The sequence below is a fragment of the Pseudomonas sp. AAC genome (assembly GCF_000725445.1).
In the GTDB taxonomy this organism is placed as follows: Bacteria; Pseudomonadota; Gammaproteobacteria; order Pseudomonadales; family Pseudomonadaceae; genus Pseudomonas; species Pseudomonas citronellolis.
In genome coordinates this window covers 436,000-461,393 of record NZ_KL647094.1, presented here as the reverse complement: position 1 = coordinate 461,393, position 25,394 = coordinate 436,000, and the positions used below count along the sequence as shown (strand labels likewise).

The 25,394-nt window shown below is 68.5% G+C and carries 23 protein-coding genes; 13 read left to right on the top strand and 10 right to left on the bottom strand.

Annotated elements, in window-relative coordinates; all coding sequences use genetic code 11:
* Nucleotides 1-156: 156 nt before the first annotated feature.
* Nucleotides 157-720, bottom strand: a complete 564-nt coding sequence (locus tag FG99_RS01765; RefSeq protein ID WP_043266871.1) for a carboxymuconolactone decarboxylase family protein — start codon at nucleotides 718-720, stop codon at nucleotides 157-159.
* A 9-nt stretch (nucleotides 721-729) separates the two neighbouring features.
* Nucleotides 730-2,058, bottom strand: coding sequence for an aspartate aminotransferase family protein (locus FG99_RS01760; protein ID WP_043266869.1), 1,329 nt, complete (start codon nucleotides 2,056-2,058; stop codon nucleotides 730-732).
* A 364-nt stretch (nucleotides 2,059-2,422) separates the two neighbouring features.
* On the opposite strand from FG99_RS01760, the gene glnH reads away from it, so the two are divergent.
* The 5 genes from glnH to FG99_RS01735 are packed head-to-tail and all read left to right on the top strand — an operon-like array spanning nucleotide 2,423 to nucleotide 6,527.
* Nucleotides 2,423-3,166 (top strand): glutamine ABC transporter substrate-binding protein GlnH, encoded by a 744-nt coding sequence (glnH, locus tag FG99_RS01755; protein WP_043266867.1) that lies wholly within the window; start codon nucleotides 2,423-2,425, stop codon nucleotides 3,164-3,166.
* A gap of 17 nt (nucleotides 3,167-3,183) precedes the next feature.
* Nucleotides 3,184-3,840 carry a glutamine ABC transporter permease GlnP gene (glnP, locus tag FG99_RS01750; RefSeq protein WP_009619207.1) on the top strand — a complete coding sequence of 219 codons (657 nt, stop codon included), beginning with the start codon at nucleotides 3,184-3,186 and terminating at the stop codon, nucleotides 3,838-3,840.
* Nucleotides 3,837-4,559: a glutamine ABC transporter ATP-binding protein GlnQ gene (gene glnQ / locus FG99_RS01745; RefSeq protein WP_009619208.1), complete on the top strand. Its 723-nt coding sequence runs from the start codon at nucleotides 3,837-3,839 to the stop codon at nucleotides 4,557-4,559. The genes glnP and glnQ overlap by 4 nt, the downstream gene beginning before the upstream one ends.
* Before the next feature lie 10 nt (nucleotides 4,560-4,569).
* Nucleotides 4,570-5,625: an acyl-CoA--6-aminopenicillanic acid acyl-transferase gene (locus FG99_RS01740; protein WP_043266865.1), complete on the top strand. Its 1,056-nt coding sequence runs from the start codon at nucleotides 4,570-4,572 to the stop codon at nucleotides 5,623-5,625.
* Nucleotides 5,625-6,527: a MurR/RpiR family transcriptional regulator gene (locus FG99_RS01735; RefSeq protein WP_024128311.1), complete on the top strand. Its 903-nt coding sequence runs from the start codon at nucleotides 5,625-5,627 to the stop codon at nucleotides 6,525-6,527. Before FG99_RS01740 ends, FG99_RS01735 begins: the two co-directional genes overlap by 1 nt.
* A 7-nt stretch (nucleotides 6,528-6,534) precedes the next feature.
* Here FG99_RS01735 and glpD read toward each other — a convergent pair whose 3' ends face one another.
* A complete protein-coding gene (glpD, locus tag FG99_RS01730; RefSeq protein WP_043266863.1) occupies nucleotides 6,535-8,073 on the bottom strand; it encodes a glycerol-3-phosphate dehydrogenase in 1,539 nt (512 codons plus the stop codon).
* 141 nt (nucleotides 8,074-8,214) lie between these two features.
* On the bottom strand, nucleotides 8,215-8,970 hold the full coding sequence (locus tag FG99_RS01725; RefSeq protein ID WP_043266861.1) for a DeoR/GlpR family transcriptional regulator: 756 nt from the start codon (nucleotides 8,968-8,970) through the stop codon (nucleotides 8,215-8,217).
* A 397-nt stretch (nucleotides 8,971-9,367) separates the two neighbouring features.
* Between FG99_RS01725 and FG99_RS01720 the strand changes: the two genes are divergently transcribed.
* The 5 genes from FG99_RS01720 (at nucleotide 9,368) to nudC (ending at nucleotide 16,536) form a co-directional block, all read left to right on the top strand.
* Nucleotides 9,368-11,635, top strand: a complete 2,268-nt coding sequence (locus FG99_RS01720) for an Orn/Lys/Arg family decarboxylase (RefSeq protein ID WP_009619217.1) — start codon at nucleotides 9,368-9,370, stop codon at nucleotides 11,633-11,635.
* Nucleotides 11,636-11,672: 37 nt separating this feature from the next.
* Nucleotides 11,673-13,025, top strand: a complete 1,353-nt coding sequence (locus tag FG99_RS01715; RefSeq protein WP_043266859.1) for an amino acid permease — start codon at nucleotides 11,673-11,675, stop codon at nucleotides 13,023-13,025.
* A gap of 137 nt (nucleotides 13,026-13,162) precedes the next feature.
* Nucleotides 13,163-13,975 (top strand): crotonase/enoyl-CoA hydratase family protein, encoded by an 813-nt coding sequence (locus FG99_RS01710; RefSeq protein WP_043266857.1) that lies wholly within the window; start codon nucleotides 13,163-13,165, stop codon nucleotides 13,973-13,975.
* Nucleotides 13,976-14,014: 39 nt separating this feature from the next.
* Nucleotides 14,015-15,694 carry a FimL-related protein gene (locus tag FG99_RS01705; protein ID WP_043266856.1) on the top strand — a complete coding sequence of 560 codons (1,680 nt, stop codon included), beginning with the start codon at nucleotides 14,015-14,017 and terminating at the stop codon, nucleotides 15,692-15,694.
* On the top strand, nucleotides 15,694-16,536 hold the full coding sequence (gene nudC, locus FG99_RS01700; RefSeq protein WP_043266854.1) for an NAD(+) diphosphatase: 843 nt from the start codon (nucleotides 15,694-15,696) through the stop codon (nucleotides 16,534-16,536). The genes FG99_RS01705 and nudC overlap by 1 nt, the downstream gene beginning before the upstream one ends.
* A gap of 22 nt (nucleotides 16,537-16,558) precedes the next feature.
* Here the strand turns inward: nudC and FG99_RS01695 are convergent, their stop codons facing one another.
* Nucleotides 16,559-17,350: a TSUP family transporter gene (locus tag FG99_RS01695; protein WP_043266851.1), complete on the bottom strand. Its 792-nt coding sequence runs from the start codon at nucleotides 17,348-17,350 to the stop codon at nucleotides 16,559-16,561.
* A 100-nt stretch (nucleotides 17,351-17,450) separates the two neighbouring features.
* Between FG99_RS01695 and FG99_RS01690 the strand changes: the two genes are divergently transcribed.
* The gene (locus tag FG99_RS01690) at nucleotides 17,451-18,098 is read left to right on the top strand and encodes a hypothetical protein (protein WP_043266849.1); all 648 of its coding nucleotides are present in this window, start codon (nucleotides 17,451-17,453) and stop codon (nucleotides 18,096-18,098) included.
* A gap of 919 nt (nucleotides 18,099-19,017) precedes the next feature.
* Here FG99_RS01690 and FG99_RS01685 read toward each other — a convergent pair.
* From FG99_RS01685 to FG99_RS01670, 4 genes are all read right to left on the bottom strand, one after another.
* Nucleotides 19,018-19,785 carry an SDR family oxidoreductase gene (locus FG99_RS01685; RefSeq protein ID WP_043266847.1) on the bottom strand — a complete coding sequence of 256 codons (768 nt, stop codon included), beginning with the start codon at nucleotides 19,783-19,785 and terminating at the stop codon, nucleotides 19,018-19,020.
* A gap of 25 nt (nucleotides 19,786-19,810) precedes the next feature.
* The gene (locus FG99_RS01680) at nucleotides 19,811-20,881 is read right to left on the bottom strand and encodes a phosphotransferase family protein (RefSeq protein ID WP_043266845.1); all 1,071 of its coding nucleotides are present in this window, start codon (nucleotides 20,879-20,881) and stop codon (nucleotides 19,811-19,813) included.
* 257 nt (nucleotides 20,882-21,138) lie between these two features.
* Entirely contained in the window at nucleotides 21,139-21,450 is a 312-nt protein-coding gene (locus tag FG99_RS01675) for an SCP2 sterol-binding domain-containing protein (protein ID WP_009619228.1), read from the bottom strand.
* Between the two features lie 55 nt (nucleotides 21,451-21,505).
* Complete coding sequence (locus FG99_RS01670; protein WP_043266843.1) at nucleotides 21,506-22,216, bottom strand: histidine phosphatase family protein; 711 nt, start codon at nucleotides 22,214-22,216, stop codon at nucleotides 21,506-21,508.
* 205 nt (nucleotides 22,217-22,421) lie between these two features.
* Here FG99_RS01670 and sohB point away from each other — a divergent pair, with 205 nt between their 5' ends.
* Nucleotides 22,422-23,444, top strand: a complete 1,023-nt coding sequence (gene sohB / locus FG99_RS01665) for a protease SohB (protein ID WP_043266841.1) — start codon at nucleotides 22,422-22,424, stop codon at nucleotides 23,442-23,444.
* Nucleotides 23,445-23,499: 55 nt separating this feature from the next.
* Nucleotides 23,500-24,492, top strand: coding sequence for a YhdH/YhfP family quinone oxidoreductase (locus tag FG99_RS01660; RefSeq protein WP_043266839.1), 993 nt, complete (start codon nucleotides 23,500-23,502; stop codon nucleotides 24,490-24,492).
* A gap of 22 nt (nucleotides 24,493-24,514) precedes the next feature.
* On the opposite strand, the gene FG99_RS01655 is transcribed toward FG99_RS01660, so the two are convergent.
* A complete protein-coding gene (locus tag FG99_RS01655; RefSeq protein ID WP_009619236.1) occupies nucleotides 24,515-25,366 on the bottom strand; it encodes an alpha/beta hydrolase family protein in 852 nt (283 codons plus the stop codon).
* Nucleotides 25,367-25,394: the final 28 nt, after the last annotated feature.

Sequence of the window (25,394 nt, the reverse complement as noted above, 5' to 3'; positions counted from 1 at the left end):
CGGGGGGATGGCGCGGGTGGGGGCGGCGTAGGAGATCTTATCCGCGATCCGCGCCGATATGCCCGGCTATCGCGGACAAGGTCCGCTTGTACGAAGAGCACTTCGGCGCGGCTGGCAAGACGGTTGCTCCTACGAGAAGCCGCGCCCGCCCGCAATTCAGGGCTCGGCGAAGGGCAGGGGCGCCTCCGTCTCGCGCTGTACCGCGAAGGCGTTGAGGGTCATGGCCACCAGCGCGTAGTAGCCGAAGATACCCACCAGTTCCACCATCCCGGCCTCGCCAAAGGCAGCCACGCCCTCGTCATAGAGCGTCTGCTCGATGCGCTTATTCGCATAGAGACTACGCCCCAGGCGATAGACCAGGCGTTCATCATCCCGCTCGAAAGGCGGCTCTTCCCCACGCCGTAGCGCTTCGATCACACCCTCGGCCAAACCCGCCTGGCGCGCGATGGGCTCGTGGATCTGCCATTCCGCCTGGGACTGCCACCAGGCGGCGGTAACCAGGATCGCCAGTTCGCTCAGGCGCAGTTCCAGGCGCGTGCCGTAGCGGCAGAAGGCGCCCAGTTTCTGTGCGCTGTCGGCCAGCTGCGGGCTGTGCACCCAGGCCAGGAAGGGGCCGTCGAGGTTGCCGCGCGGGCCGCTGAGGATGTCGCTCAGCACGCGGCGCTGCTCGTCGTCCATGTTCGCGTCGGTGAGCGGGGTGAGGCGCGAGGTGATCTTCATGGGCTTTCCTCAGAGGCTGCCGATGGCCTGGTCGATGGCGCGTTGCAGCTTGTCCACCAGTTCGTCCAGCTGCGCCTCTTCGAGGATGAAGGGCGGCGCCAGGAGGATGTGGTCGCCGCTGCGGCCGTCCAGGGTGCCGCCCATGGGATAGCACAGCAGGCCTTCCTGCATGGCGGCCTTCTTGATCCGCGCGTGCAGCTTCGCCTCGGCGGGGAAGGGCGCCTTGCTATCGCGCTCGGCCACCAGTTCCAGGCCCTGGAACAGCCCGCGGCCGCGGATGTCGCCGATATGCGGGTGGGCGCCGAAGGCCTGTTGCAGCCGCTGCTGCAGGTCGAGGCCGAGGCTGCGCACGCGCGCCAGCAGGCCGCGTTCCTCGATGGTCTTCTGTACCGCCAGGGCCGCGGCGCAGGCGGTGGCGTGGCCGATGTAGGTGTGGCCGTGCTGGAAGAAGCCCGAGCCCTGGGCGATGGCGTCGTGGATGCGCTCGCTCACCAGGGTGGCGCCGATCGGCTGGTAGCCGGCGCCCAGGCCCTTGGCGATGGTGATCAGGTCGGCGCCGATGCCTTCCTGCTCGGCGGCGAACAGGCTGCCGGTGCGGCCCATGCCGCACATGACTTCGTCGAGGATCAGCAGCACCCCGTGGCGGTCGCAGATTTCCCGCACGCGCTTGAAGTAGCCGGGCACCGCGGGCACTGCGCCGAGGGTAGCGCCCACCACCGGCTCGGCGACGAAGGCCATGACCTTGTCCGCGCCCAGGCGGAGGATTTCCGCCTCCAGCTCCCGGGCTAGGCGTTCGCCATAGGCTTCGGGCGTCTCGCCGACGGCCTGGTCGCGGTAGGCGTAACAGGGGCTGACGTGGCTGACGTCGATCAGCAGCGGCTGGAACTGCTGGCGCCGCCAGGCGTTGCCGCCGGTGGCCAGGGCGCCGAGGGTGTTGCCGTGGTAGCTCTGGCGGCGGGCGATCAGGTGCGTGCGTTGCGGCTGGCCGATCTCGACGAAGTACTGGCGGGCCAGCTTGAGCGCCGCTTCCACCGCCTCGGAGCCGCCGCTGACGAAGTACACCGAGCGCATCCCCGCTGGCGCGCGGGCGATCAGGAAGTCCGCCAGCTGTTCCATGGGCTCGGTGGTGAAGAAGGAAGTGTGGGCATAGGCCAGGGTGCCGACCTGCCGGCGCACCGCCTCGATCACCGCCGCGTCGCTGTGGCCCAGGCAGGACACCGCCGCGCCGCCGCTGGCGTCCAGGTAGCGGCGGCCTTCGCTGTCGATCAGGTAGGCGCCGTCGCCGCGGACGGCCGTGGGGTAGGACTGGGTGAGGCTGCGGTGCAGGACGTGGCTCATGGTGACCTCCGGGGTGATTGCGCAAATATTAATTGCATTTTTGATCTTGGCAATCTTTTGTTGCGCGCCCGTTGCGCAGCCGGACAGTTCACGATGGGCTGAAAGCGGCGAAGCAGAGAGGCTAAAGGCGAAATTCCGCCTGGCTCTCGTCCGCAAAGCCTCGGCAATGCGTGAGAAAAATACTTGCAATCGAATTTATTGCATGTTTATTTTGCGAAAAAGCACTCTGTGCATGCAGCCCCTTCCGTGGGTTAGCCGCTCAAAACAATAAAGTCCGGGCCCCGGCCCGTTGCGATCGAACTGCCGCTAATGCGCGCCCCGCCAAGGCGGGGCGCATCCACCGACCTGCAAGAGGAAGACCTGCATGAAAAAGCTGCTTCAAGCCTCCTTCGCCGCGCTGTCCCTGTTCGCCGCCGCCAGTTCCATGGCCGCCGGCAAGGAACTGCTGATCGCCACCGACACCGCCTTCGTGCCCTTCGAGTTCAAGCAGGGCGACAAGTACGTCGGCTTCGACATCGACCTGTGGGCGGCCATCGCCAAGGAGATGGGCGTCACCTACCAGCTCAAGCCGATGGACTTCAACGGCATCATCCCTGCGCTGCAGACGCGCAACGTCGACGCCGCGCTGGCCGGCATCACCATCAAGGAAGACCGCAAGCAGGTCATCGACTTCTCCGACGGCTACTACGACAGCGGCTTCCTGCTGATGGTCAAGGCCGACAACGACAGCATCAAGGGCGAGGCCGACATCGCCGGCAAGAGCCTGGCGGTGAAGAGCGGCACCTCGGCGGCGGACTACGCCAAGGCCAACCTCAAGGCCGCCGACCTGCGCCAGTTCCCCAACATCGACAACGCCTACCTGGAGCTGCGCACCGGCCGCGTCGACGCCGCCATGCACGACACGCCCAACGTCCTCTACTACATCAAGACCGCCGGCGACGGCCAGGTGAAGGCGGTCGGCGAGCAGATGATGGCGCAGCAGTACGGCATCGGCTTCCCCAAGGGCAGCGAGCTGCGCGAGCCGGTCAACGCGGCGCTGAAGAAGCTGCGCGAAGACGGCACCTACGCGCAGATCTACCGCAAGTGGTTCGGCACCGACCCCAAGTGAGCCGGAGGTAGAACCCCATGCATTTCCAATGGTCCGCCATCTGGGACGCGCTGCCGGTGCTGCTCGAGGGCGCCCGGCTGACCCTGTGGATTTCCATCCTCGGCCTTGCCGGCGGCGCCGTGATCGGCCTGTTGGCCGGCGTCGCCCGCGCCTACGGCGGCTTCTTCTCCAGCCGCCTGGCGCTGGTGTTCGTCGAGCTGATCCGCGGCACGCCGATCATGGTCCAGGTGATGTTCATCTACTTCGCCCTGCCGCTGATGGTCCCGGTGCGCATCGATCCGTTCAGCGCGGCGGTGGTCACCATCATGATCAACTCCGGCGCCTACATCGCCGAGATCACCCGCGGCGCGCTGCTCTCGGTGAACCGCGGGTTCCGCGAGGCGGGGCTGGCCCTGGGGCTGTCCGGGCGCGACACCCTGCGCTACGTGATCGCCCCGCTGGCCTTCCGGCGGATGATCCCGGCGCTGGGCAACCAGTGGATCGTCAGCATCAAGGACACCTCGCTGTTCATCGTCATCGGCGTGGCCGAGCTGACCCGCCAGGGCCAGGAGGTGATCGCCGGCAACTTCCGGGCGATGGAGATCTGGTCGGCGGTGGCGGTGATCTACCTGGTCATCACCCTGGTATTGAGTTACGTGCTGCGGCGCATGGAGTCGAGGCTGAAGATCCTATGATCGAGTTCAAGCGGGTTTCCAAGCATTTCGGCCAGACCGAGGTGCTCCACGACATCAATCTGAAGATCGGTTCCGGCGAGGTGGTGGTGATCATCGGCCCCTCCGGTTCGGGCAAGTCCACACTGCTGCGCTGCATCAACAAGCTGGAGGTGATCACCGGCGGCGAGCTGTTCGTCGACGGCATGGAGGTCAACGACCCCAAGGTGGACGAGCGCCTGATCCGCCAGGAGGCGGGCATGGTGTTCCAGCAGTTCCACCTGTTTCCGCAGATGACCGCGCTGGAGAACGTGGCCTTCGGCCCGATCCGCGTGCGCGGGGCGAAGAAGGCCGAGGCCGAGGCGCTGGCCCGCGAGCTGCTGGCCAAGGTCGGCCTGTCCGAGCGCGCCGGGCATTACCCCTCGGAGCTCTCCGGCGGCCAGCAGCAGCGTGTGGCCATCGCCCGCGCCCTGGCGGTGAAGCCCAAGCTGATGCTGTTCGACGAGCCGACCTCGGCGCTGGACCCGGAGCTGCGCCACGAGGTGCTGCAGGTGATGAAGGACCTGGCGGAGGAGGGCATGACCATGGTCATCGTCACCCACGAGATCGACTTCGCGCGCAAGGTCGCCTCGCGGCTGATCTTCATCGACAAGGGCCGCATCGCCGAGGACGGCGAGCCCGCCAGCCTGATCGGCAACCCCACCAGCCCGCGCCTGCGGGAGTTCCTGCAACATGTCGCCTGAAGGTCGCCCCATGAGCCTGAGCCCCCTGAACCTTGCCGGCAGCGCCTACGAAATCGGCCTGGGCCTGGGCCGCTTCGGCCGCGACGCGGTGCATCAGCGCCTGCGCCCGCTGCCGCTGTGGCGCAGCCTGGCGGCGCGGGCCGGCTCGGCCGCGGCGCAGCATATGCAGGCGCAGGTCCAGGCGCAGTTCCCGCGCATCTGGGACGAGCTGCGCGGCCTGGCCGACGGCCTGGAATTGCCGCTGGAAGAAGTCTTCCTGTGGAACTGCCGTGGCGATTTCGTCCAGGATGCCAGCGTCGACGGCTGCACCACGGTGTTCGGCCCCGCCGAGGGCGGCTGGCTGATCGCTCACAACGAGGACGGCCTGCCTTCGCTCGACGGCTTCTGCGGCCTGCTCCAGGCGCAACCCAAGCAGGGACTGGGCTTCACCAGCTTCGTCTACCCCGGTTCGATCCCCGGCCATACCTTCGCGGTGAACGAGCGCGGGCTGGTCAGCACGGTCAACAACATCCGCCCGCGCGCCATCCCGGCGGGCCTGCCGCGCCAGGTGCTGGCTCGGGCGGTGCTGGATGCCGGCAGCCTGGCGCAGGCCGTCGCCGTGCTGTCCACGGCGGGGCGCGCCGGGGCCTTCCACCATGCCCTGGGGCAGGTGGGGGCGAGCCAGCTGTTCAGCGTCGAAGCCTGTTCCACCGGCGTGGCGGTGCGCGAAATCCAGCACCCGGCGGGGCATTCCAACCACCTGCTGGATGCCGGCCTGGACGCCGCCGGCCAGCGCATCACCGGCAGTTCCGGCAGCCGCCAGCAGTGCGTCGATGCCTTGCTGGCCGGGGCGCCTGCGCTGCTGGACGAGGGCCAAGCGCTGGCCATCCTGCGCGACACGGCGGATGCCGAACTGCCGGTGTACCGCCGCGCGGCGGACGACCCGGACGAGGAGAACACCCTGGCCACGGCCGTGTTCCGCATCGGGGCGAACTCGGTAGAATGGCGCGTCCACTGCCAGCCCGACACCCGCGAGGTCGAGGCCCGGGGCAGTGTCCGCCCCGATCCCGAACCTGGACCTGCATGATGAGCCAAGCGCCCGCCGCCCTGCCCGACAACCTGGGAGCCCTCAAGCAACTGCTGGAGGACATCGAGCGCGGCGAGGCGGGCATCTCCCTGGGCGCCAGCTCGCGCCGCGTGCTGACGGCGCTGATCGAGGCGCCGCAGCGCACCGCGGTGTCGTCCATCAGTGAGCTGGCCGAGCAGCTGGGGGTCAATGCCTCGACCCTCTCGCGGCTGGCCCAGCGCCTGGGCTATGGCGGCTTCAGCAAGTTCCAGGACGTGTTCCGCCGCGAGCTGACCGAGGGCAAGAGCTTCTACAGCGACCAGGCCTCGCGCCTGCTGCTGACCCCCGCCGACAGCACCCTGTCGCGCCTGACGCGCCTGGGCCGGCAGGAAAGCGCCAACATCGCCAGCCTGATCGAGCAGGTGGAGCCGGAAGCGTTCGCCCGCGTGGTGGAGCTGCTGGCCGGCGCGCGCCGCGTGCGCATTCACGGCATGCGCCAGTTCACCTCGCTGGCGCTGTTCATGTCCTACGGCCTGGGGATGTTGCGCCCCGACGTGGCGGCGCTGGACTCCAACCGCCAGGGCGTGGCCGATGCGCTGGCGCAGCTGGATGCCGGCGACGTGCTGGTGGTCGCCAGTTGCTTCCCCTATACGCCCAGCGTGCTGGCCACCGCCGAAGTGGCGGCGCGCCACGGCATCGAGGTGGTGGCCCTGACCGATTCTTCGAGTTCGCCGTTGGCGCGGGTGGCGGCGCACAGCTTCTATGTGCCCAACCACAGCCTGTTCTACAGCAACAGCATGTGCGCCTTCATGCTCCTGGCCCAGGGCCTGCTCAGCGAGGTGGCCGGACGGCTGGGCGAGAGCGCGCTGGCCTCGCTCAAGCATCGCGAAGCGCTGATCAGCGAGTTGAACGCTTCGCTCTGAGCCTGCCTCAGGCTACCTGCACGCTGGCCTTGCGCGGATGTTCTCGGGCCAGGTACTCGGCCAGGCGCAGTTTCTGCGCGGCATCGAGGAACAGCCCGAGCTTGCTGCGGCGCCAGAGGATGTCATCGGCGTTCTCGGCCCATTCCTCGCGGCACAGGTAGTCCACCTCGCGGGCGTAGAGCCCGGCGCCCAGGTGTTCGCCCAGGTCGGTTTCGCCCTTCACCCCGTCGAGCAGGCGCCAGCTGCGCGTGCCGTAGCTGGTGGCCCAGCGCCGCGCCAGGCCGGCCGGCAGCCAGGGGTGCCTGGCCAGCAGCTCGACGGCCAGGTCCTCAGGGCTGCTCATGTTTTCGCCGCCGGGTAGCGGGGCATCGGCGGTCCAGGCCGGGCCCAGGCGCGGGAAGGTCGGCGCCAGCTCGGCCAGGGCGGCCTCGGCCAGCTTGCGGTAGGTGGTCAGTTTGCCGCCGAACACCGACAGCAGCGGCGCCTCGCCTGGCGCGCCCTGCAGCGCCAGGGTGTAGTCGCGGGTGACGGCGGACGGCTCGTCGGATTCGTCGTCGCACAGCGGGCGCACCCCGGAGAAGCTCCAGAGGATGTCCTCGCGATGCAACTGGCGCTTGAAGTGGGCGTTGACCACCGCCAGCAGGTAACCGGTTTCCTCGTCGCTGATCTGCACCTTCGCCGGGTCGCCCAGGTATTCGCGGTCGGTGGTGCCGATCAGGGTGAAGCGCTCCAGGTAGGGGATGACGAAGACGATGCGGCGGTCCTCGTTCTGCAGGATGTACGCCTGCTCGCCCTCGTACAGCCGCGGCACCACTAGGTGGCTGCCCTGGATCAGGCGGATGCCGTAGGGCGGCCGCTGGCGCAGGTCGTCGCGGAGGAATTGCGCCACCCAGGGCCCGGCGGCGTTGACCAGGGCGCGGGCGCGGATCGAGTAGAGACTGCCGTCGTCGCGCTCCAGATGCAGGTGCCACAGGCCCTTGCTGCGCCGCGCGCTGACGCAGCGGGTGCGCGGGTGCACGTGGGCGCCGCGCTCGCGGGCGGCCATGGCGTTGAGTACCACCAGGCGGGCGTCGTCGACGGAGCAGTCGGCATACTCGAAGCCGCGGCGCAGGTGCTCCTGCAGCGGGCTGTCGGCGCCGAAACGCAGACCGCGCGAGGCCGGCAGCTTCTCGCGCCGGCCCAGGTGGTCGTAGAAGAACAGCCCGGCGCGGATCATCCAGGCCGGGCGCAGGTGCGGCTGGTGCGGCAGGACGAAACGCAGCGGGTGAACGATGTGCGGCGCCTTGGCCAGCAGCACCTCGCGCTCGGCCAGGGCCTCGCGCACCAGGCGGAATTCGCCGTGTTCCAGGTAGCGCAGGCCGCCGTGGACCAGCTTGCTGCTGGCCGAGGAGGTATGGCTGGCCAGGTCGTGCTGTTCGCAAAGGAAGGTGAGCAGGCCGCGCCCGGCGGCGTCCGCCGCGATGCCCGCGCCATTGATGCCGCCGCCGACCACCGCCAGGTCGTAGACCTCAGCCAGGGGAGCGGAGCGCTTGTGGGAATGGCTCATGGGGCGTCCTCTTGGCTGGAAATGAACATGAATGCGTTCGAATTCGAAAATATGATAGGCGAGCGAACGCCGAATGGCCAGGCTGAAGCCCAGCCATTCGGCTGATTTACCGGGGATTTTCGGATTCGAACGTAAAGCGCGTCAGACCAGCTCCAGCTGCACCTTGTGCTGGGCCAGCAGGCGCGCCACGGCGGGCGGCGGCGCGGCGTCGGTGAACAGGCGGTCGACCAGGCCGATCGGCCCCAGGCGCACCAGGGCGTTGCGCCCGAACTTGCTGGAGTCGGCGGCGAGGAACACCTGCCGGGCGTTGTCGATGATGGCGCGGGAGACGCGCACTTCCTGGTAGTCGAAGTCCAGCAGGCTGCCGTCCTCGTCGATGCCGCTGATGCCCACCAGGGCGAAGTCGGCGCGGAACTGCTCGATGAAGTCCACCGCCGCCTGGCCGACCACGCCGCCGTCGCCGCGCACGGTGCCGCCGGCCACCAGCACTTCGAAATCGTCCTTGGCGCTGAGGGTGGCGGCGACGTGCAGGTTGTTGGTGATGATCTTCAGGTGGCGATGCCCGAGCAGGGCGCGGGCGATGGCCTCGGTGGTGGTGCCGATATTGATGAACAGCGAGGCGTCGTCGGGAATCTGCGCCGCCACCGCCTCGGCGATGCGCTGCTTCTCGTCGCGCATCTGGTCGGCGCGGGTGTTGTAGGCGGTGTTCTCGATGCTCGAGTCCCAGGCTGCGCCGCCATGGTAGCGGCGCAGCAGGCTGCGCTCGGCGAGCTGGTTGATGTCGCGGCGGATGGTCTGCGGGGTGACGGCGAACTGCTGGGCCAGCTCCTCGATGCTCAGGTAGCCGCGTTCGCGGACCAGGTCGAGGATGTCTTGCTGTCGGGGGGGCAGGTTCATCTGCGCTCTCGTGGGGGCGGGGCGGAGGGTCAAGGATGCCGGAGTGGGGCGGGGCTGTCATGTGGGGCTGTTCGTGCCGCCGGTGAATCCGATCGCGGACGGAGTTCGCTCCTGCGGGCGCAGGTCTCCTCGTAGGATGGGTTGAGCGAAGCGATACCCATCACCCTGGCCCGATGGGTTTCGCAGGCTCAACCCATCCTACGAAAAGCACCTCGGCGCAGTCGGTGACCTCCGCGCGCTGGCGAGAGGGCGCTCTTGAAGCCGACCTCCCCAGCCCCGCCTTTCGCCCGTGCGACCTATTCTTATAGCCAACAGCCGACCCTATTCCCCTGCGGAATGTAAGCCCATACGCTGCAGGGGATCGACGGAAAGCCTCCGTCAGCATTCGGGGCTCACAATGTATAAAGATCTGAAATTCCCCATCCTCATCGTCCACCGCGACATCAAGGCCGACACCGTCGCCGGCGACCGCGTCCGCGGCATCGCCCGCGAGCTGGAGCTGGACGGCTTCAGCATCCTTTCCACCGCCAGCGCCACCGAGGGGCGCATCGTCGCCTCCACCCACCATGGCCTGGCCTGCATCCTGGTCGCCGCCGAGGGGGCGGGGGAGAACCAGCGCCTGTTGCAGGATGTGGTGGAGCTGATCCGCGTGGCGCGGGTGCGGGCGCCGCAGTTGCCGATCTTCGCCCTCGGCGAGCAGATGACCATCGAGAATGCGCCGGCCGAGTCCATGGCCGACCTGCACCAGCTGCGCGGCATCCTCTACCTGTTCGAAGACACCGTGCCCTTCCTCGCCCGCCAGGTCTCGAGGGCCGCGCGCAAGTACCTGGAGGGCCTGCTGCCGCCGTTCTTCCGCGCCCTGGTGGAACACACCGCGCAATCCAACTACTCCTGGCACACGCCTGGCCACGGCGGTGGCGTGGCCTACCGCAAGAGCCCGGTGGGGCAGGCCTTCCACCAGTTCTTCGGGGAGAACACCCTGCGCTCGGACCTGTCCGTTTCGGTGCCCGAGCTGGGCTCGCTGCTGGACCACACCGGCCCGCTCGCCGAGGCCGAGGCCCGCGCCGCGCGCAACTTCGGCGCCGACCACACCTTCTTCGTGATCAACGGCACCTCCACGGCGAACAAGATCGTCTGGCATTCCATGGTCAGCCGCGACGACCTGGTGCTGGTGGACCGCAACTGCCACAAGTCGGTGCTGCACTCGATCATCATGACCGGCGCCATCCCGCTGTACCTGTGCCCGGAGCGCAACGAGCTGGGCATCATCGGGCCCATCCCGCTGTCCGAGTTCAGCCGCGAGTCGATCGCCGCGAAGATCGCCGCCAACCCCCTGGCTCGCGGCCGCGAGCCGAAGGTGCGGCTGGCGGTGGTGACCAACTCCACCTACGACGGCCTGTGCTACAACGCCGAGCTGATCAAGCAGGCCCTGGACGGCAGCGTCGAGGTGCTGCACTTCGACGAGGCCTGGTACGCCTACGCCGCCTTCCACGAGTTCTACGACCGCCGCTACGGCATGGCCACCAGCCGCGGCGAGGACGGCCCGCTGGTGTTCACCACGCATTCCACGCACAAGATGCTGGCGGCCTTCAGCCAGGCCTCGATGATCCACGTGCAGGACGGCGGCAAGCGGCGCCTGGACCGCGCGCGCTTCAACGAAGCCTTCATGATGCACATCTCCACTTCGCCGCAGTACGGCATCATCGCCTCGCTGGACGTGGCCTCGGCGATGATGGAAGGCCCGGCCGGGCGTTCGCTGATCCAGGAGACCTTCGACGAGGCCCTGAGCTTCCGCCGCGCCCTGGCCAACGTGCAGCAGAACCTGGCGGCCGGCGACTGGTGGTTCTGCGTGTGGCAGCCGCCGGGGGTGGAAGGCACCGACGAGGTGCGCACCCGCGACTGGCTGCTGGAGCCCGACGCCGAGTGGCACGGCTTCGGCGAGGTGGAAGACGACTACGTGCTGCTCGACCCGATCAAGGTCACCCTGGCCACCCCGGGCCTGAACGCCGCCGGGCGTCTCGAGGAGCACGGCATTCCCGCCGCGGTGGTCGGCCGCTTCCTCTGGGAGCGCGGCCTGGTGGTGGAGAAGACCGGCCTGTACTCCTTCCTGGTGCTGTTCTCCATGGGCGTGACCAAGGGCAAGTGGAGCACCCTGGTCACCGAGCTGCTGGAGTTCAAGCGCAGCTACGACGGCAACGCGCCGCTGTCCGAGGCCCTGCCCAGCGTGCTCCAGGCCGCCCCGGCGCGCTACGCCGGCATGGGCCTGCGCGACCTCTGCGAGCAGTTGCACGCCTGCTACCGCGAGCACGCCACGGCCAAGGCCATGCGCCGCATGTACACCATCCTGCCGGAGCTGGCGCTGCGCCCGGCCGATGCCTACACCCAGCTGGTGCGCGGCGAGGTCGAGGCGGTGCCCATCGAGCGCCTCGAAGGGCGCATCGCCGCGGTCATGCTGGTGCCTTACCCGCCGGGCATCCCGCTGATCATGCCGGGCGAGCGCTTCACCGAGGCGACGCGCTCGATCCTCGACTACCTGGCCTTCGCCCGGACCTTCGAACACGACTTCCCCGGTTTCGATTCCGATGTGCATGGCCTGCAGGTGCAGGACGTGGACGGCCGGCGCTGCTATACAGTTGAGTGCATCGTGGAAAATGCCGACAGCTGATTCCGTCGTCCAGGGCGGCGGAACCTAAGGAGCGAGGATGAGCGGGGGAGAGGCTGCCAAGAAAGGCAGCATGGGGTTCTGGAGCTGTACCGCGCTGGTGATCGGCAACATGGTCGGCTCGGGCGTCTTCCTGCTGCCCTCCAGCCTCGCCGCCTATGGCGGGCTCAGCCTGTTCGGCTGGCTGGTCTCCAGCACCGGCGCGGTGCTGCTGGCCTTCACCTTCGCCCGCCTGGCGCGGCTCAACCCCGGCGCCGGCGGGCCCTACGCCTACACCCGCGAGGGCTTCGGCAGCTTCGCCGGCTACCTGTGCGCCTGGACCTACTGGAAGGCCGCGTGGATCGGCAACGCCGCCATCGCCGTGACCCTGGTGGGCTACCTGCGGGTGTTCATCCCGGCGCTGGCCGACCCGCTGCTGATGGTGGCCACCGCCATCGGCGCCATCTGGCTGTGCACTTTCATCAACCTGCGCGGCATCGCCACCTTCGCCGTGGTGCAGAACCTGCTCACCGCGCTCAAGCTCATTCCGCTGCTGCTGGTCGGGGTGCTCGGCTGGCTGCACTTCAACCCCGACTACCTGACCATTCCGCCGCGCGAGCAACTGCCGAACATGGGCTACGCCCAGGCCATCGCCACCACCGCGGCGCTGACGCTCTGGTCGTTCATCGGCCTGGAATCGGCGACGGTGCCGGCCGACGACGTGCGCGACCCCAAGCGCACCATCCCGCGCGCCACGCTGTTCGGCACCCTGGCCGCGGCCGGGGTGTACGTGCTGTCGATCACCTCGGTGCAGGGCCTGATGCCGCCGGAGGTGCTGGCCAAGTCGACCTCGCCCTTCGCCGACGCCGCGCGCGTGCTGATGGGCGACTGGGGCTACTACCTGGTGGCCGCCGGCGCGGTGATCGCCTGCCTCGGCGCGCTCAACGGCTGGGTGCTGCTGCAGGGGCAGATCCCGGTGGCGCCGGCGCGCGACGGGCTGTTCCCCGAATCCCTCGGCAGGCTCAACAAGCACGGCGCCCCGGCCAACGGCCTGTGGGCCTCGGGGCTGCTGGTGACGGTGCTGGTGCTGATCGACGGCCAGGGCGACCTGGTGGACGTGTTCAACGTCATCATCCTGCTCGGCACCATGACCGGCGTGGTGCCCTACGCCTTCTGCACCGCGGCGCTGCTGCAACTGCTGGCGGTGCGCACCAGCGAGTTCTCGCCGCGCTCGCGGCCGCAGCTGATCGCCGTCGGCTCGCTGGGCTTCCTCTACTCGCTGTGGGCCCTCTACGGCACCGGCGAGCAGGCCATCTTCTGGGGCTTCCTGGTGTTCATGGCGGGCATCCCGATGTACACCTGGCGGCAATGGCGCAACCGCCAGCAGGGCCTGCCGGTGGCGGAAATCGACTAGCGCCCGTTCGCAGCTGGAGCGTGCCCTGTGTCACATAGGCCGGCATCGACTTTTGCCCTTGCCTTGTTATAGTGGCACGCCATCACTACAAGAACTGCCGCGCACAGCAGAGCAGGGCATTCCCGAGGGTTTCCCCCGTGACCGAGTACAAAGCATTTCGCGTCGAACTGGCCGACAAGATCGCGCATGTGATCATCAATCGCCCGGAAAAAGTCAACGCGATGAACGCCGATTTCTGGCGCGAGATCGTCGATATCTTCCGTTGGGCCGATGAAACGGATGAAGTCCGCGTGGTGGTGATTTCCGGCGCCGGCAAGCATTTCTCCGCCGGCATCGACCTGATGCTGCTGGCCCAGGCCGGCAGCCAGCTGGGCAAGGACGTCGGCCGCAACGCCCGCGCCCTGCGCCGCAAGATTCTCGAGCTGCAGGCCTCGTTCAACGCCATCGACGCCTGCAGCAAGCCGGTGCTCGCCGCCGTGCAGGGCTATTGCCTGGGCGGCGCCATCGACCTGATCTCGGCCTGCGACATGCGCTACTGCAGCGAAGACGCGCAGTTCTCCATCAAGGAAATCGACATGGGCATGGCCGCCGACGTCGGCACCTTGCAGCGCCTGCCGCGGCTGATCGGCGACGGCATCATGCGCGAGCTGGCCTACACCGGGCGCATGGTCGACGCCGCCGAGGCGGTGCGCATCGGCCTGGTCAACCGCAGCTACGCCGACAGCGCGGCGCTGCTCGACGGCGTGTTCGAATTGGCGCGGCAGATCGCCGGCAAGTCGCCGATCGCCATCCGCGGCACCAAGGAGATGATCCGCTACGCCCGCGACCACAGCGTCGAGGACGGCCTGGAATACATCGCCACCTGGAACGCCGCCATGCTGCAATCGGCCGACCTGCAGAAGGCCATGGCCGCCCACATGAGCAAGCAGCAGCCGGAGTTCGCCGACTGATGCCCCATTACTCCCTCGCGCAGGAGGCGCGTTAGCCCGATGGTCACTGGAGCCACCTCCCTCAGTCTGGTGCGCGATGAACTCTTCGCCACCATGGAGCAGGCCGAGCAGAACCTCGAGCAATTCATCGCCGAGCGCCAGAACGGCAGCCTGCTGCAACACGCGGTCGAATGCCTGGCGCAGATCCGCGGCACCCTCAACCTGATCGAACTGGCCGGCGCCGAGCTGCTGGCCCAGGAGGCTCTGCAGCTGGCCACCGACATCCCCACCGGCGTCGGCGAGGAGCGCGACGGCCAACTGGCCGCCCTGGGCAACGCCCTGTACGTGCTGCGCCGCTACCTGGAGAACCTGGAGGCCAACCGCCAGGAAATCCCCGAGCTGCTGCTGCCGGCGATCAACGACGTGCGCCTGGCCGCCGGCCAGCCGGTGCTGCCGGAGAGCTTCTTCTTCAGCGCGCGCCTGGACCTGCCGCGCCCGGCGGCGCCCCGCGCGGTGCCCACGGTGGCCGACCGCGCCCAGGAAGTCCGCCGCCTGCGGCACATGTACCAGGTCGGCCTGCTCGCCCTGGTGCGCGAACAGGACCATTACTCCGGCCTCAAGCTGATGGGGCGCGCCCTGGCGCGCCTCGACGCGCTGCTCGGCTACGGCCAGCGCAGCCGCCTGTGCTGGATAGGCGCGGGCGCCCTGGAAGCCCTGGTGGATGCGCAGATGCTGCCGCGCAAGGCGCGCAAGCAGCTGTTCTCGCGCCTGGACCGGGAACTCAAGCAGCTGCTGGCCAACGCCAACTACGAGGCGCCGCGCCAGCTGCTCAAGGAACTGCTCTACCTCACCGCCCTGGCCGACACCCGCGGCCCGCGGGCCAGCGAGCTGCGCGAGGTGTTCGGCCTGGCGCCGCTGCCGTTCACCGACCACCTGCTGGAAGACGAGTCGCAGCGCCTGTCCGGTCCCGGCCAGGCGGTGATGCGCTCGCTGTCGGCGGCCATCCGCGAGGAGCTCACCACGGTCAAGGACCAGCTCGACCTGATCGAGCGCGGCGTGTCCCCGGCCGATGCCCTGGGCACCCTGCACACCCAGCTGGGCAAGCTGGCCAAGACCCTCGGCATGGTCGGCCTGAACTCCGCGGCCAACGTGCTGCAGGGCCAGGTCTCGGTGGTGTCCGGCTGGGTGGCCAGGGGCGCGGTGGAGTCGCCGGTGGCGCTGAACGCCCTGGCCGACGCGCTGCTCTACGTGGAAAGCCTGGTCGGCAGCCTGGAACGCGGCGAGCGCATGGCCGCCCCCGCCATCATCGACCTCGAGCCCAGCGCCGAGTCCTTCGCCGTGCACCAGCTGGCCGAGGCGCGCATCGTGGTCATAGACGAAGCCCAGGGCGGCCTGGCCCTGGCCAAGCGGGCGATCACCGCCTACCTGGAATCCAACGGCGACAAGCTGCACCTGGCCAACGTCCCCGGCAGCCTGCAGGCTGTGCGCGGCGGGCTCTGGTTCCTCGGCCAGGAACGCGCCGCCCGGCTGGTCGGGGCTTGCGCCGACTACATCCAGCGGCAGATGATCGAAACCACGCAGATGCCGTCGGAGCAGATGCTGGAAACCCTGGCCGATGCCCTGACCGGCCTCGAATACTACCTGGAGGGCGGTGCCGTGCTGCGTCCCGAAGGCCAGCCCGACGTGCTGGACGTGGCCAGCGAGAGCGTGCGCGCCCTCGGCCTGGAGGTGGCTGCCTGATGCGTACCGGACGTTGGGAGTCCGCCTGGCTCGACCCGGCGGAAAAGGGTGGCTGGGCCGTGGCCCACTATCGCCAGCAGTTCCTCGGCGATGCCAATGGCGTGCTCTTCCCCCGTGACTGGCTCAAGCGCCAGGACCTGCCGGTGCTCTCCGAGCAGGGCGTCGGCCACTTCGACGGCGATGCCGTGTACCTGCTGGAGCTGGCGTCTCCCGCCAGCGTCGAGGGCTGCAGCTGGACAGGCCTGCGCCACGTCATGCTCGAAGCCGAGGAAGACCAGTTCGCCATGCTCGGCTTCGCCAGCCAGGTCGGCACCTGGGCCCGCGAGAACCGTTTCTGCGGCGGCTGCGGCCAGCCGATGCGCGCCGTGCCGCGCGAGCGCGCCATGCGCTGCGACGCCTGCGACATCCAGCGCTACCCGCTGCTGTCGCCGAGCATGATCGTCCTGGTCACCCGCGGCGACGAACTGCTGCTGGCGCGCTCGCCGCGCTTCGTGCCGGGCATGTACAGCACCCTGGCCGGCTTCGTCGAGCCGGGCGAGTCGGTGGAGCACTGCGTGGCCCGCGAGGTGAAGGAAGAAGTGGGGCTGCAGGTCGGCAACATCCGCTACCTGGGCAGCCAGAACTGGCCCTTCCCGCATTCGCTGATGCTCGGCTTCCACGCCGAGTACGTCAGCGGCGAGATCGTCTGCCAACCGGACGAGATCGAGGACGCCCAGTGGTTCCCCTACGACTCGCTGCCGCGCCTGCCGGCCGGGCGTTCCATCGCCCGCTACCTGATCGAGACCTGGCTGGCGCGCCGCGCCGGACGGCCCGATCCGATCCTGCCGGGCGGCGGCTACTGACGCCCGGCGTTTTCTCCTCGCTTCAAGCCGCGCTGAACCAGTGCTGCCAGACCAGGCGCGCGGTCAGCGCCAGCACCACCAGGATGAACACCGGGCGGATGAATTTTGCGCCGCCGCCGATGGCGGTGCGCGCACCCAGGTAGGCGCCGACCATCAGCGCGCTGCCCATGCACAGCCCGAGCAGCCAGACCACCTGGCCGGAAGCGACGAACACCGCCAGCGCCACTATGTTGCTGACGAAGTTCATGGTGCGCGCCACGCCGCTGGCGCGGACCAGGTCCAGGGGGTACATCAGCAGGCTGCTGACGGTCCAGAAGGCGCCGGTGCCGGGGCCGGCCACGCCGTCGTAGAAACCCAGGCCCAGGCCTTGCGGCCACTGGCGCTTGCGCCCGACCGGGGCGTCGGCGTCCAGCGGCGCCTTGGGCGTGCCGCCGAAGAGCATGTAGATCCCGCAGGAGAACACCACCACCGGCAACATGCGGTTCAGCCATTCCGCCGGCAGCAGGTGCGCGGCCCAGGCGCCGACGGCCGCGCCTATGGCGGTGGCGAGCAGGCCGTTGCGCCACTTCGCCGGGTGGAACAGCTTGCGCTTGTAGAAGGTGTAGCTGGCGGTGGCCGAGCCGAAGGTGGAACTCAGCTTGTTGGTGCCCAGCGCCAGGTGCGGCGGCACGCCGGCGGTGAGCAGGGCGGGGATGGTCAGCAGGCCGCCGCCGCCGGCGATGGCGTCGATGAAGCCGGCGAGGAAGGCCACGACAGCGAGGATCAGCAGGGTGAGCGGGTCGATGGCCAGCTCGAAGGGGAGGGTGAAGGGCATGAAAAGTACGACCTGGGTTCAAGGCTGCGACGCCACGGCTGGCCGTCGCGTCGAGGGGTGCGCATAATGCCGGCAATTCTACCCGCAAGGAACTGATTCAATGCAGTACGACGGCCTGGCCTGGACGTTCGCGCTGATCGCCCTGCTGGCGCTGCTGGTCGCCGCACGTATCCTCTTCGACCGCCACTGGTTCCTCGGCTGGCTGCGCGGCTGCGCCGGCCTGGCCTTCGTCGCCGCCGCGCTGGCTCTGGGCCTGGCGGCCTGGGACCTGCGCAGCTACGACGCGCTGCCCGCCGAGCGGCCGCTGGCGACCCTGAGCTTCCAGCGCCTGGCGCCGCAGCGCTATGAGGTGAAAATCCTCGAAGGCGACCGCGAACGCCGCGTCGAGCTGGGCGGCGACCTCTGGCAACTGGACGTGCGCATCATGCAGTGGCGTGGTTTGGCCGCGCTGATCGGCCTGGATCCCGGCTACCGCCTGCAGGGCCTGGCCGGCCGCTACCTGGCCATCGAGCAGCAACAGGCCCAGGCCCGCCAGCAGGTGCTGGCGCAAAGCCCCTACGGCTTCGACCTGTGGCGCTGGCTGCGCGACGGCCAGCACGACCTGCTGACCTTCCGGCCGCTGGCGGCGCGGGTGAACTTCCTGCCCATGGCGGACCAGGCGGTCTACAGCGTCCGCCTGGGCCCCGCGGGCCTGGAGGCGGAACCGGTCAACACCGCGGCGCAGCAGGCGTTGCGGGAGTGGCGGTAGGCGGGCCGCACCGGAGCAACTGTCTTGCCGGTTGCGCCGAGAGGCTTTTCGTAGGATGGGTTGAGTTTACGAAACCCATGCGGTCGTGGTGATGGGTATCGCTTCGCTCAACGCCATCCTACGTCGCCCCACCCGCCGGGAGGCACGGCATTCCTCCCCCGTAGGAGCGGACCTTGTCCGCGATGGCCGGACACCCCGGCGCGATTCGCGGATGAGATCCGCTCCTACAGGTCGCCGGCCGGGAGGCACGGTATTCCTTCCCCCGTAGGAGCGGACCTTGTCCGCGATGGCCGGACACCCCGGCGCGATTCGCAGATGAGATCCGCTTGTCCCACCCGCGCCATTCCCTTGTAGGAGCGCGCCCTGCGCGCGAAATCGCGGGCAGGGCCCGCTCCTACAGATCGCCGGGAGGCACGGTATTCCTTCCCCCGTAGGAGCGGACCTTGTCCGCGATAGCCGGACGCCCCGGCGCGGTTCGCGGATAAGATCCGCTCCTACGCCGCCCACCCGCGCCATTCCCCTGTAGGAGCGCGCCCTGCGCGCGAAATCGCGGGCAGGGCCCGCTCCTACAGGTCGTTGGATGGCACGGTATTCCTTCCCTCGTAGGAGCGGACCTTGTCCGCGATAGCCGGACATCCCGGCGCGATTCGCGGATAAGATCCGCTCCTACGCCGCCCACCCGCGCCATTCTCTGGTAGGAGCGCGCCCTGCGCGCGATTTCGCGGGCAGGGCCCGCTACAGGTCGCCGGGAGGCACGGTATTCCTTCCCTCGTAGGAGCGGACCTTGTCCGCGTAGCCGGACGCCCCGGCGCGATTCGCAGATGAGATCCGCCGCCCCACCCGCGCGCATCCGTGCATCGACGGATCGCCCAACGAAAAAGGGAGCCCGAAGGCTCCCTTGTTCATTGCGCTTTCGCGATCAGGCGAGGAACCCGCCGTCGACGTTCAGCGCCACGCCGGTGGTGTAGCTGGAGGCGTTGCTGGCCAGGTACAGCACGGCGCCGGCCATTTCGCTCGGGTCGGCCACGCGCTTGAGCGGGATGCGCTGCAGGGCGGCGTTGCGGATGCTGTCGTTCTTCACCAGGGCCGAGGCGAACTTGGTGTCGGTCAGGCCCGGCAGCAGGGCGTTGCAGCGGATGCCGAACTGCGCGCATTCCTTGGCGAAGACCTTGGTCATGCTGATCACCGCGGCCTTGGTCACCGAGTAGATGCCCTGGAACTCGCCGGGGCTGACGCCGTTGATCGAGGCGACGTTGATGATGCTGCCGCCGCCGTTCTCCTTCATCAGCTTGCCGCCTTCGATGGACATGAAGTAGTAGCCGCGGATGTTCACGTCCACGGTCTTCTGGAAGGCGCCCAGGTCGGTGTCCAGCACGTTGCAGAACTGCGGGTTGGTGGCGGCGTTGTTGACCAGGATGTCCAGGCGGCCGAACTGCTCGCGGATCTGCGCGAAGACGCTCTGGATCTGCTCCATCTCGCCGATGTGGCAGGCGATGGCGGTGGCCTTGCCGCCGGCGGCATTGATGGCGTCGGCCACTTCCTGGCAGCCCTCGATCTTGCGGCTGGAGACGATCACGTGGGCGCCTTGCTGGGCCAGCAGCTTGGCGATGGCCTCGCCGATGCCGCGGCTGGCGCCGGAAACGAAGGCGATCTTGCCGTCGAGGTCGAACAGATTGGTCTTGGACATGGGGTTCCCCTTGTTGTGATCGTCGTTACAGGCGCGATTTGCCGATGACCTGCAGGCTCATCTGCTCCAGCAGCTTGTTCATGTGGATGAACTGGGCGAAGCGCTTGTCCTGGGTCTGGCCGTGGAAGTAGCGGTAGTAGATCTGCTGCACGATGCCGGCCAGGCGGAACAGGCCGTAGGTGTAGTAGAAGTCGAGATTGTCGATGCGCGGCAGGCCGGCGCGTTCGGCGTAGTAGTCGGCGAACTGCTGGCGCGTCAGCATGCCCGGCAGGTGGCTCGGCTGGCGGCGCATGAGCTGCACCGGCGCCGGGTCGTCGGCTTCGATCCAGTAGGCGAGGGTGTTGCCCAGGTCCATCAGCGGGTCGCCGATGGTGGTCAGCTCCCAGTCCAGCACGCCGATGATGCGCATCGGGTCCTTGGGGTCGAGGATGACGTTGTCGAAGCGGTAGTCGTTGTGCACGATGCCCGGCTTGGGGTGGTCGGCCGGTATCTTCTCGCGCAGCCAGGCCTTGACCGCTTCCCAGCTCGGCGCGTCGGGGGTCAGGGCCTTCTCGTAGCGGTCGCTCCAGCCTTCGATCTGGCGCTGCACGTAGCCCTCGGGCTTGCCCAGGTCGCCCAGGCCGCAGGCCTGGTAGTCGACGTTGTGCAGTTCCACGAAGCGGTCGATGAAGTTCTTGCACAGGGTGTTGGCCTGCTGCGCGTCGAGCTTGAGCTCCGGCGGCAGGTCGGCGCGCAGGATGATGCCGTTGACGCGCTCCATCACGTAGAACTCGGCGCCGATCACCGACTCGTCGGTGCAGTGCACGTAGGCCTTCGGGCAGTACGGGAAGCCGGCGTTGAGCTGGTTGAGGATGCGGTACTCGCGGCCCATGTCGTGGGCCGACTTGGCCTTGCGGCCGAACGGCGGGCGGCGCAGCACCAGCTCGTGGCTGGGGTATTCCAGCAGGTAGGTCAGGTTCGAGGCGCCGCCAGGGAACTGGCTGATCTTCGGCTCGCCCTGCAGGCCGGGAATGTGGGCCTTCAGGTAGGGATCGATGACCGCGGCGTCGAGCTCTTCGCCTTGGCGGATGCGGGTGGACTGGTCAGTCAGCGACATGCTTATCCCTTTCTTGTAGTCGGTAGTTGCCGGGGCAGCGGCGCCCGGGATCCATCATGCAGGGCAATAATGGTGTCCCGAGATAATTGGCTAATCTAATGCTCGCCTGCTACCCCCACAAGCGCCGCAGGGCGTTATTGGCGAGCGTGTTGGACCCCGATCAGGCTGCCTGATACGCCTTTGCCAGAGCGGCGCGGGCGAAAAAAAACCGGAGCCGCGGGGCCCCGGTTTCTCGTGCCGGCAGGCAGCGCTCCAGGTCAGACCGGGAACAGCTCGCCCAGCTTCATGGCCAGCATCATGTCGCCTTCGGCGCGCAGCTTGCCGGCCATGAAGGCCTGCATGCCGTCGGTTTCGCCGCTGGTGATGCCCTTGAGGGTCTCGCTGTCCATGATCAGGGTGACGTTGGGGTTCGGCGCATCGCCCTGCACGACTTCGCAGGTGCCATCCTTGACCACCAGGTAGTGGTTGTCGCCGTCCTCGATGTTGAACTGGAAGACCAGGTCCAGGCCGGCGGCGGCGCCAGCGTTGAATTTGCTCTTCATGGTGGAGACGATGTCAGCAACGCTCATGGTTCTATCCCTTTTCTAGGTTTTCTCGCGCGCCCGGGGGCGCAATGGGCCGGGCTCATCTATAGGTGATGAGCTCCGGCGCCCTCAACAGTTCCAGGTGCACGTGACTGTTGAAGGAAGCCAGGGACACTTCGTCGCCGCGGAACTTCAGGCGGCTGAGCGAAGTGTTGACGATCTGCCAGTTCAGCTCGAAGGCCTTGATCGCCGGCATGCCGACGATCTGCTGGAGCACGGCGGTGATGGTCCCGCCGGAGGTGAACACGGCGATGTTGTCCTTGCCGCTGGCCTGGCGCAGCAGGCGCTGCAGGCCGTCGTGCACGGTGTCGAGGAATTCCTGCCAACTGACCAGGCCTTCCTTGTGGTGCTCGCCGGAAACCCAGCGGGCGATCACGTAGGAGAACAGGCGCTGGAACTCGCCGCGGTGCTGCGCGGCGTTGCGCAGGATGTGCAGGGCCTGGGGCTCGTGCTGCAGCAGGTCGTCGAGGTGGGCGCGGATCACCGCGTCGGCCTCGAACTCGTTGAAGGCGGCGTCGATCTCCAGCTCCGGCACCTCGAGCCCGGCTTCGCGCATGCGTCCCAGGGCTTCGCTGGCGGTGTGGCGCTGGCGCTGCAGGTCGCCGGCCAGGCAGCGGTCCAGGCGCAGGCCCAGGCCCGCCAGGTGTTCGCCCAGGACCTGGGCCTGGCGCACGCCGGTCGCCGAGAGCACGTCGTAGTCGTCGGCGCCGAACGAAGCCTGGCCATGTCGAATCAGATAGATGCTGCCCACGCACGGACCTCGGCAGGGGGAAAGTTCCGGCGAGGGTATGAGGAAGGCCCTGGGCTGTCAACGAAAAAACATACGCTTGTTTGAATGCTATTCCCAACGCTGATGAAGGCGTTCGCCAGCGCTGGCTGCGGCCCGGCGGGCTGGGTATGCTTGCGGGATTCCCCGGCCCGGTCGGCGGGCGGGGCACAGGTTGATAGGGGGAAGTGTGGAGTTTCTTCTGGATTACGCGGGTTTCCTGGCCAGGACCTTCACCGTGCTGGTGGCGGTGCTGGTGGTGCTGGTGGTGGTCGCCGCCCTGCGCGGCCGCGGGCGGCGCAGCTCGGGCCATCTGGAAGTGCGCAAGCTCAACGACTTCTACAAGGACCTGCGTGAGCGCCTGCAGGGCAGCGTGCTCGACAAGGACAAGCTCAAGGCCCTGCGCAAGTCCGAGCACAAGGCCGCCAAGCAGGCGAAGAAGGCCGGCGCGCAGAAGAGCCGCGTCTACGTGCTGGACTTCGATGGCGACATCAAGGCCTCGGCCACCGAGCACCTGCGCAACGAGATCACCGCGCTGCTCAGCCTGGCCACGCCCAAGGACGAAGTGGTGCTGCGCCTGGAGAGCGGCGGCGGCATGGTCCACAGCTACGGCCTGGCCGCCTCGCAACTGGCGCGCATCCGCCAGGCCGGCGTGCCGCTGACCGTGTGCGTCGACAAGATCGCCGCCAGCGGCGGCTACATGATGGCCTGCATCGGCGAGCGCATTCTGTCCGCGCCCTTCGCCATCCTCGGTTCCATCGGCGTGGTGGCGCAGCTGCCCAACGTGCACCGCCTGCTGAAGAAGCACGACATCGATTTCGAGGTGCTCACCGCCGGCGAGTACAAGCGCACCCTGACGGTGTTCGGCGAGAACACCGACAAGGGCCGCGAGAAGTTCCAGGAGGACCTGGAGTCCACCCACGAGCTGTTCAAGGGCTTCGTCGCCCACTACCGGCCGAAGCTGGCCATCGAGGAAATCGCCACCGGCGAGGTCTGGCTGGGCCAGGCGGCGCTGGGGCGCAAGTTGGTGGACGAGCTGAAGACCAGCGACGAGTACCTGGCCGAACGCGCCCGCGAGTCGGACGTCTACCACTTGCAGTACGTGCAGAAGAAAAGCGTCCAGGAGCGCCTGGGCGTGGGCGCCAGCACGGTGATCGACCGCGTGCTGCTGAGCTGGTGGGAGCGCCTGGGGCGCAGCCGTTACTGGCAATGATTCCGGCGCGGGCGCAGGGGCGCCCGCGCGGCAGGCTTTGCAGAAGGAGAGCGTGATGAGTGCATTCAAGGCCCTCTGGGTTACCGAGTCCCCGCATGGCATCTACGAGCAGCAGGTGGTCGAGCGCGACACCAGCCAGTTGCCGGCCGGCGAGGTGCTGATCCGGGTGCGGTATTCGTCGCTGAACTACAAGGATGCGTTGTCGGCCAGCGGCAACCGTGGCGTGACCCGCAAGTACCCGCACACCCCCGGCATCGATGCCGCCGGGGTGGTGGAGGAATCCTCGGTGGGCGAGTTCGCCGCCGGCGACGAGGTGATAGTCACCGGCTACGACCTGGGGATGAACACCCCGGGCGGCTTCGGCCAGTACATCCGCGTGCCGGCCGCCTGGCTGATCAAGCGCCCGCAGGGCCTGAGCCTGCGCGAGGCGATGATCCTCGGCACCGCCGGCCTGACCGCGGCGCTGTGCGTCGACAAGCTGGAGCAGGCCGGCGTGACCCCGGCCTCCGGCCCGGTGCTGGTCACCGGCGCCAGCGGCGGCGTCGGCAGCATCGCGGTGATGCTGCTGGCCCAGCTGGGCTACAGCGTGGCGGCCTCCACCGGCAAGCTGGAGCAGGCCGAGTTCCTCAACGGCCTGGGCGCGCGGCAGATCATCGACCGCGCCACCGTCGCCGACGGCGTCGACAAGCCGTTGCTCAAGGAGCAGTGGGCCGGCGCCGTGGACACGGTCGGCGGCGACATCCTGTTCAACGTGGTCAAGTCGCTGCAGTACGGCGGCAGCGTGGCCTGCTGCGGGCTGACCGCCGGCGCCGCGTTCAAGGCCACGGTGCTGCCGTTCATCCTGCGCGGGGTGAACCTGCTGGGCGTGGACTCGGTGGAGCTGCCGCTGGTGGTCAAGGCGTCCATGTGGGACAAGCTCTCGCTGCAGTGGAAGCTGCCGCGCCTGGAGGAGCTGGTGCGCGAAATCCGCCTTGACGACCTGCCCACCGCCATCCACCAGATCCTCGCCGGCAAGCTGGTCGGCCGGCTGCTGGTGAACCTCGACTGATGCCCGCGCCGGGGCCGGGCGTTCAGCCCAGCTCCGGCAGCAGGTAGCCCTCCCACAGCGTGTCGGCGAACTGCTCGCGGAAGAACCCGAAGTGGCCGATGCGCTTCACCCCCAGCTGTTCCGGGGCGATGCGCCGGCTCACCTTGGGCGCGCTGCGGTAGAAGCCGAGCAGGGCCTCGGTGCTGCGCTGGGACATCATCTCGTCGTCGGTGAAGGACAGCGAAACGATAGGCGTGTGCACCGCCGAATAGCGGATGCGCATCTGCTCCCCTTCGCCCAGGGCGTACTGCGGGTGCAGGCACCAGCGCCGCCATTGCTCGATCACCCCGCGCGGCAGGTCGCCGACGATGCCCAGTCGGCGGCCCGGGAAGTAGCCCAGCAGCGGCGTGACGGTTGGCGCGATGAAGTGCCAGAGCAGCCAGGCGCGGCCGCGCAGGCCGGCGGTGTTGTCGCGCCAGTAGCCGCTGCCGCTGGCGATGCTGAAGGCCCGGGTGATGCGCCCGCGGCCGTCGACGAAGGGCAGGATCTGCCCGCCCAGGCTGTGGCCGATCCAGTACAGCGGCTTGTCCTGCGCGGCCTCGGCCACCGCCGCGAGCACGGCGCTGCAGTCGTGGCGGCCCCAGTCGACGACATTGGCCTTCACCTCGCGCAGCGGGCCGCTGCGCGACTGGCCCATGCCCTGGTAATCGAAGGTCACGACCAGATAGCCGCGCTCGGCCAGCCAGTTGGCGAAGGCGCCGTAGAAGCGCTGCTCGACGCCCATGGCCGGAACGATCAGGGCGGCGCCGAGCATCTCGCCCGGCGGCCGGTACCAGTGGCTGGCCAGGCGCTGGCCGTGGCCGTTGTCGATCTCGCGAGGTTGCGGGGTGGTCATGCTGCATGCTCCTGGGGCTGGCCGGTCA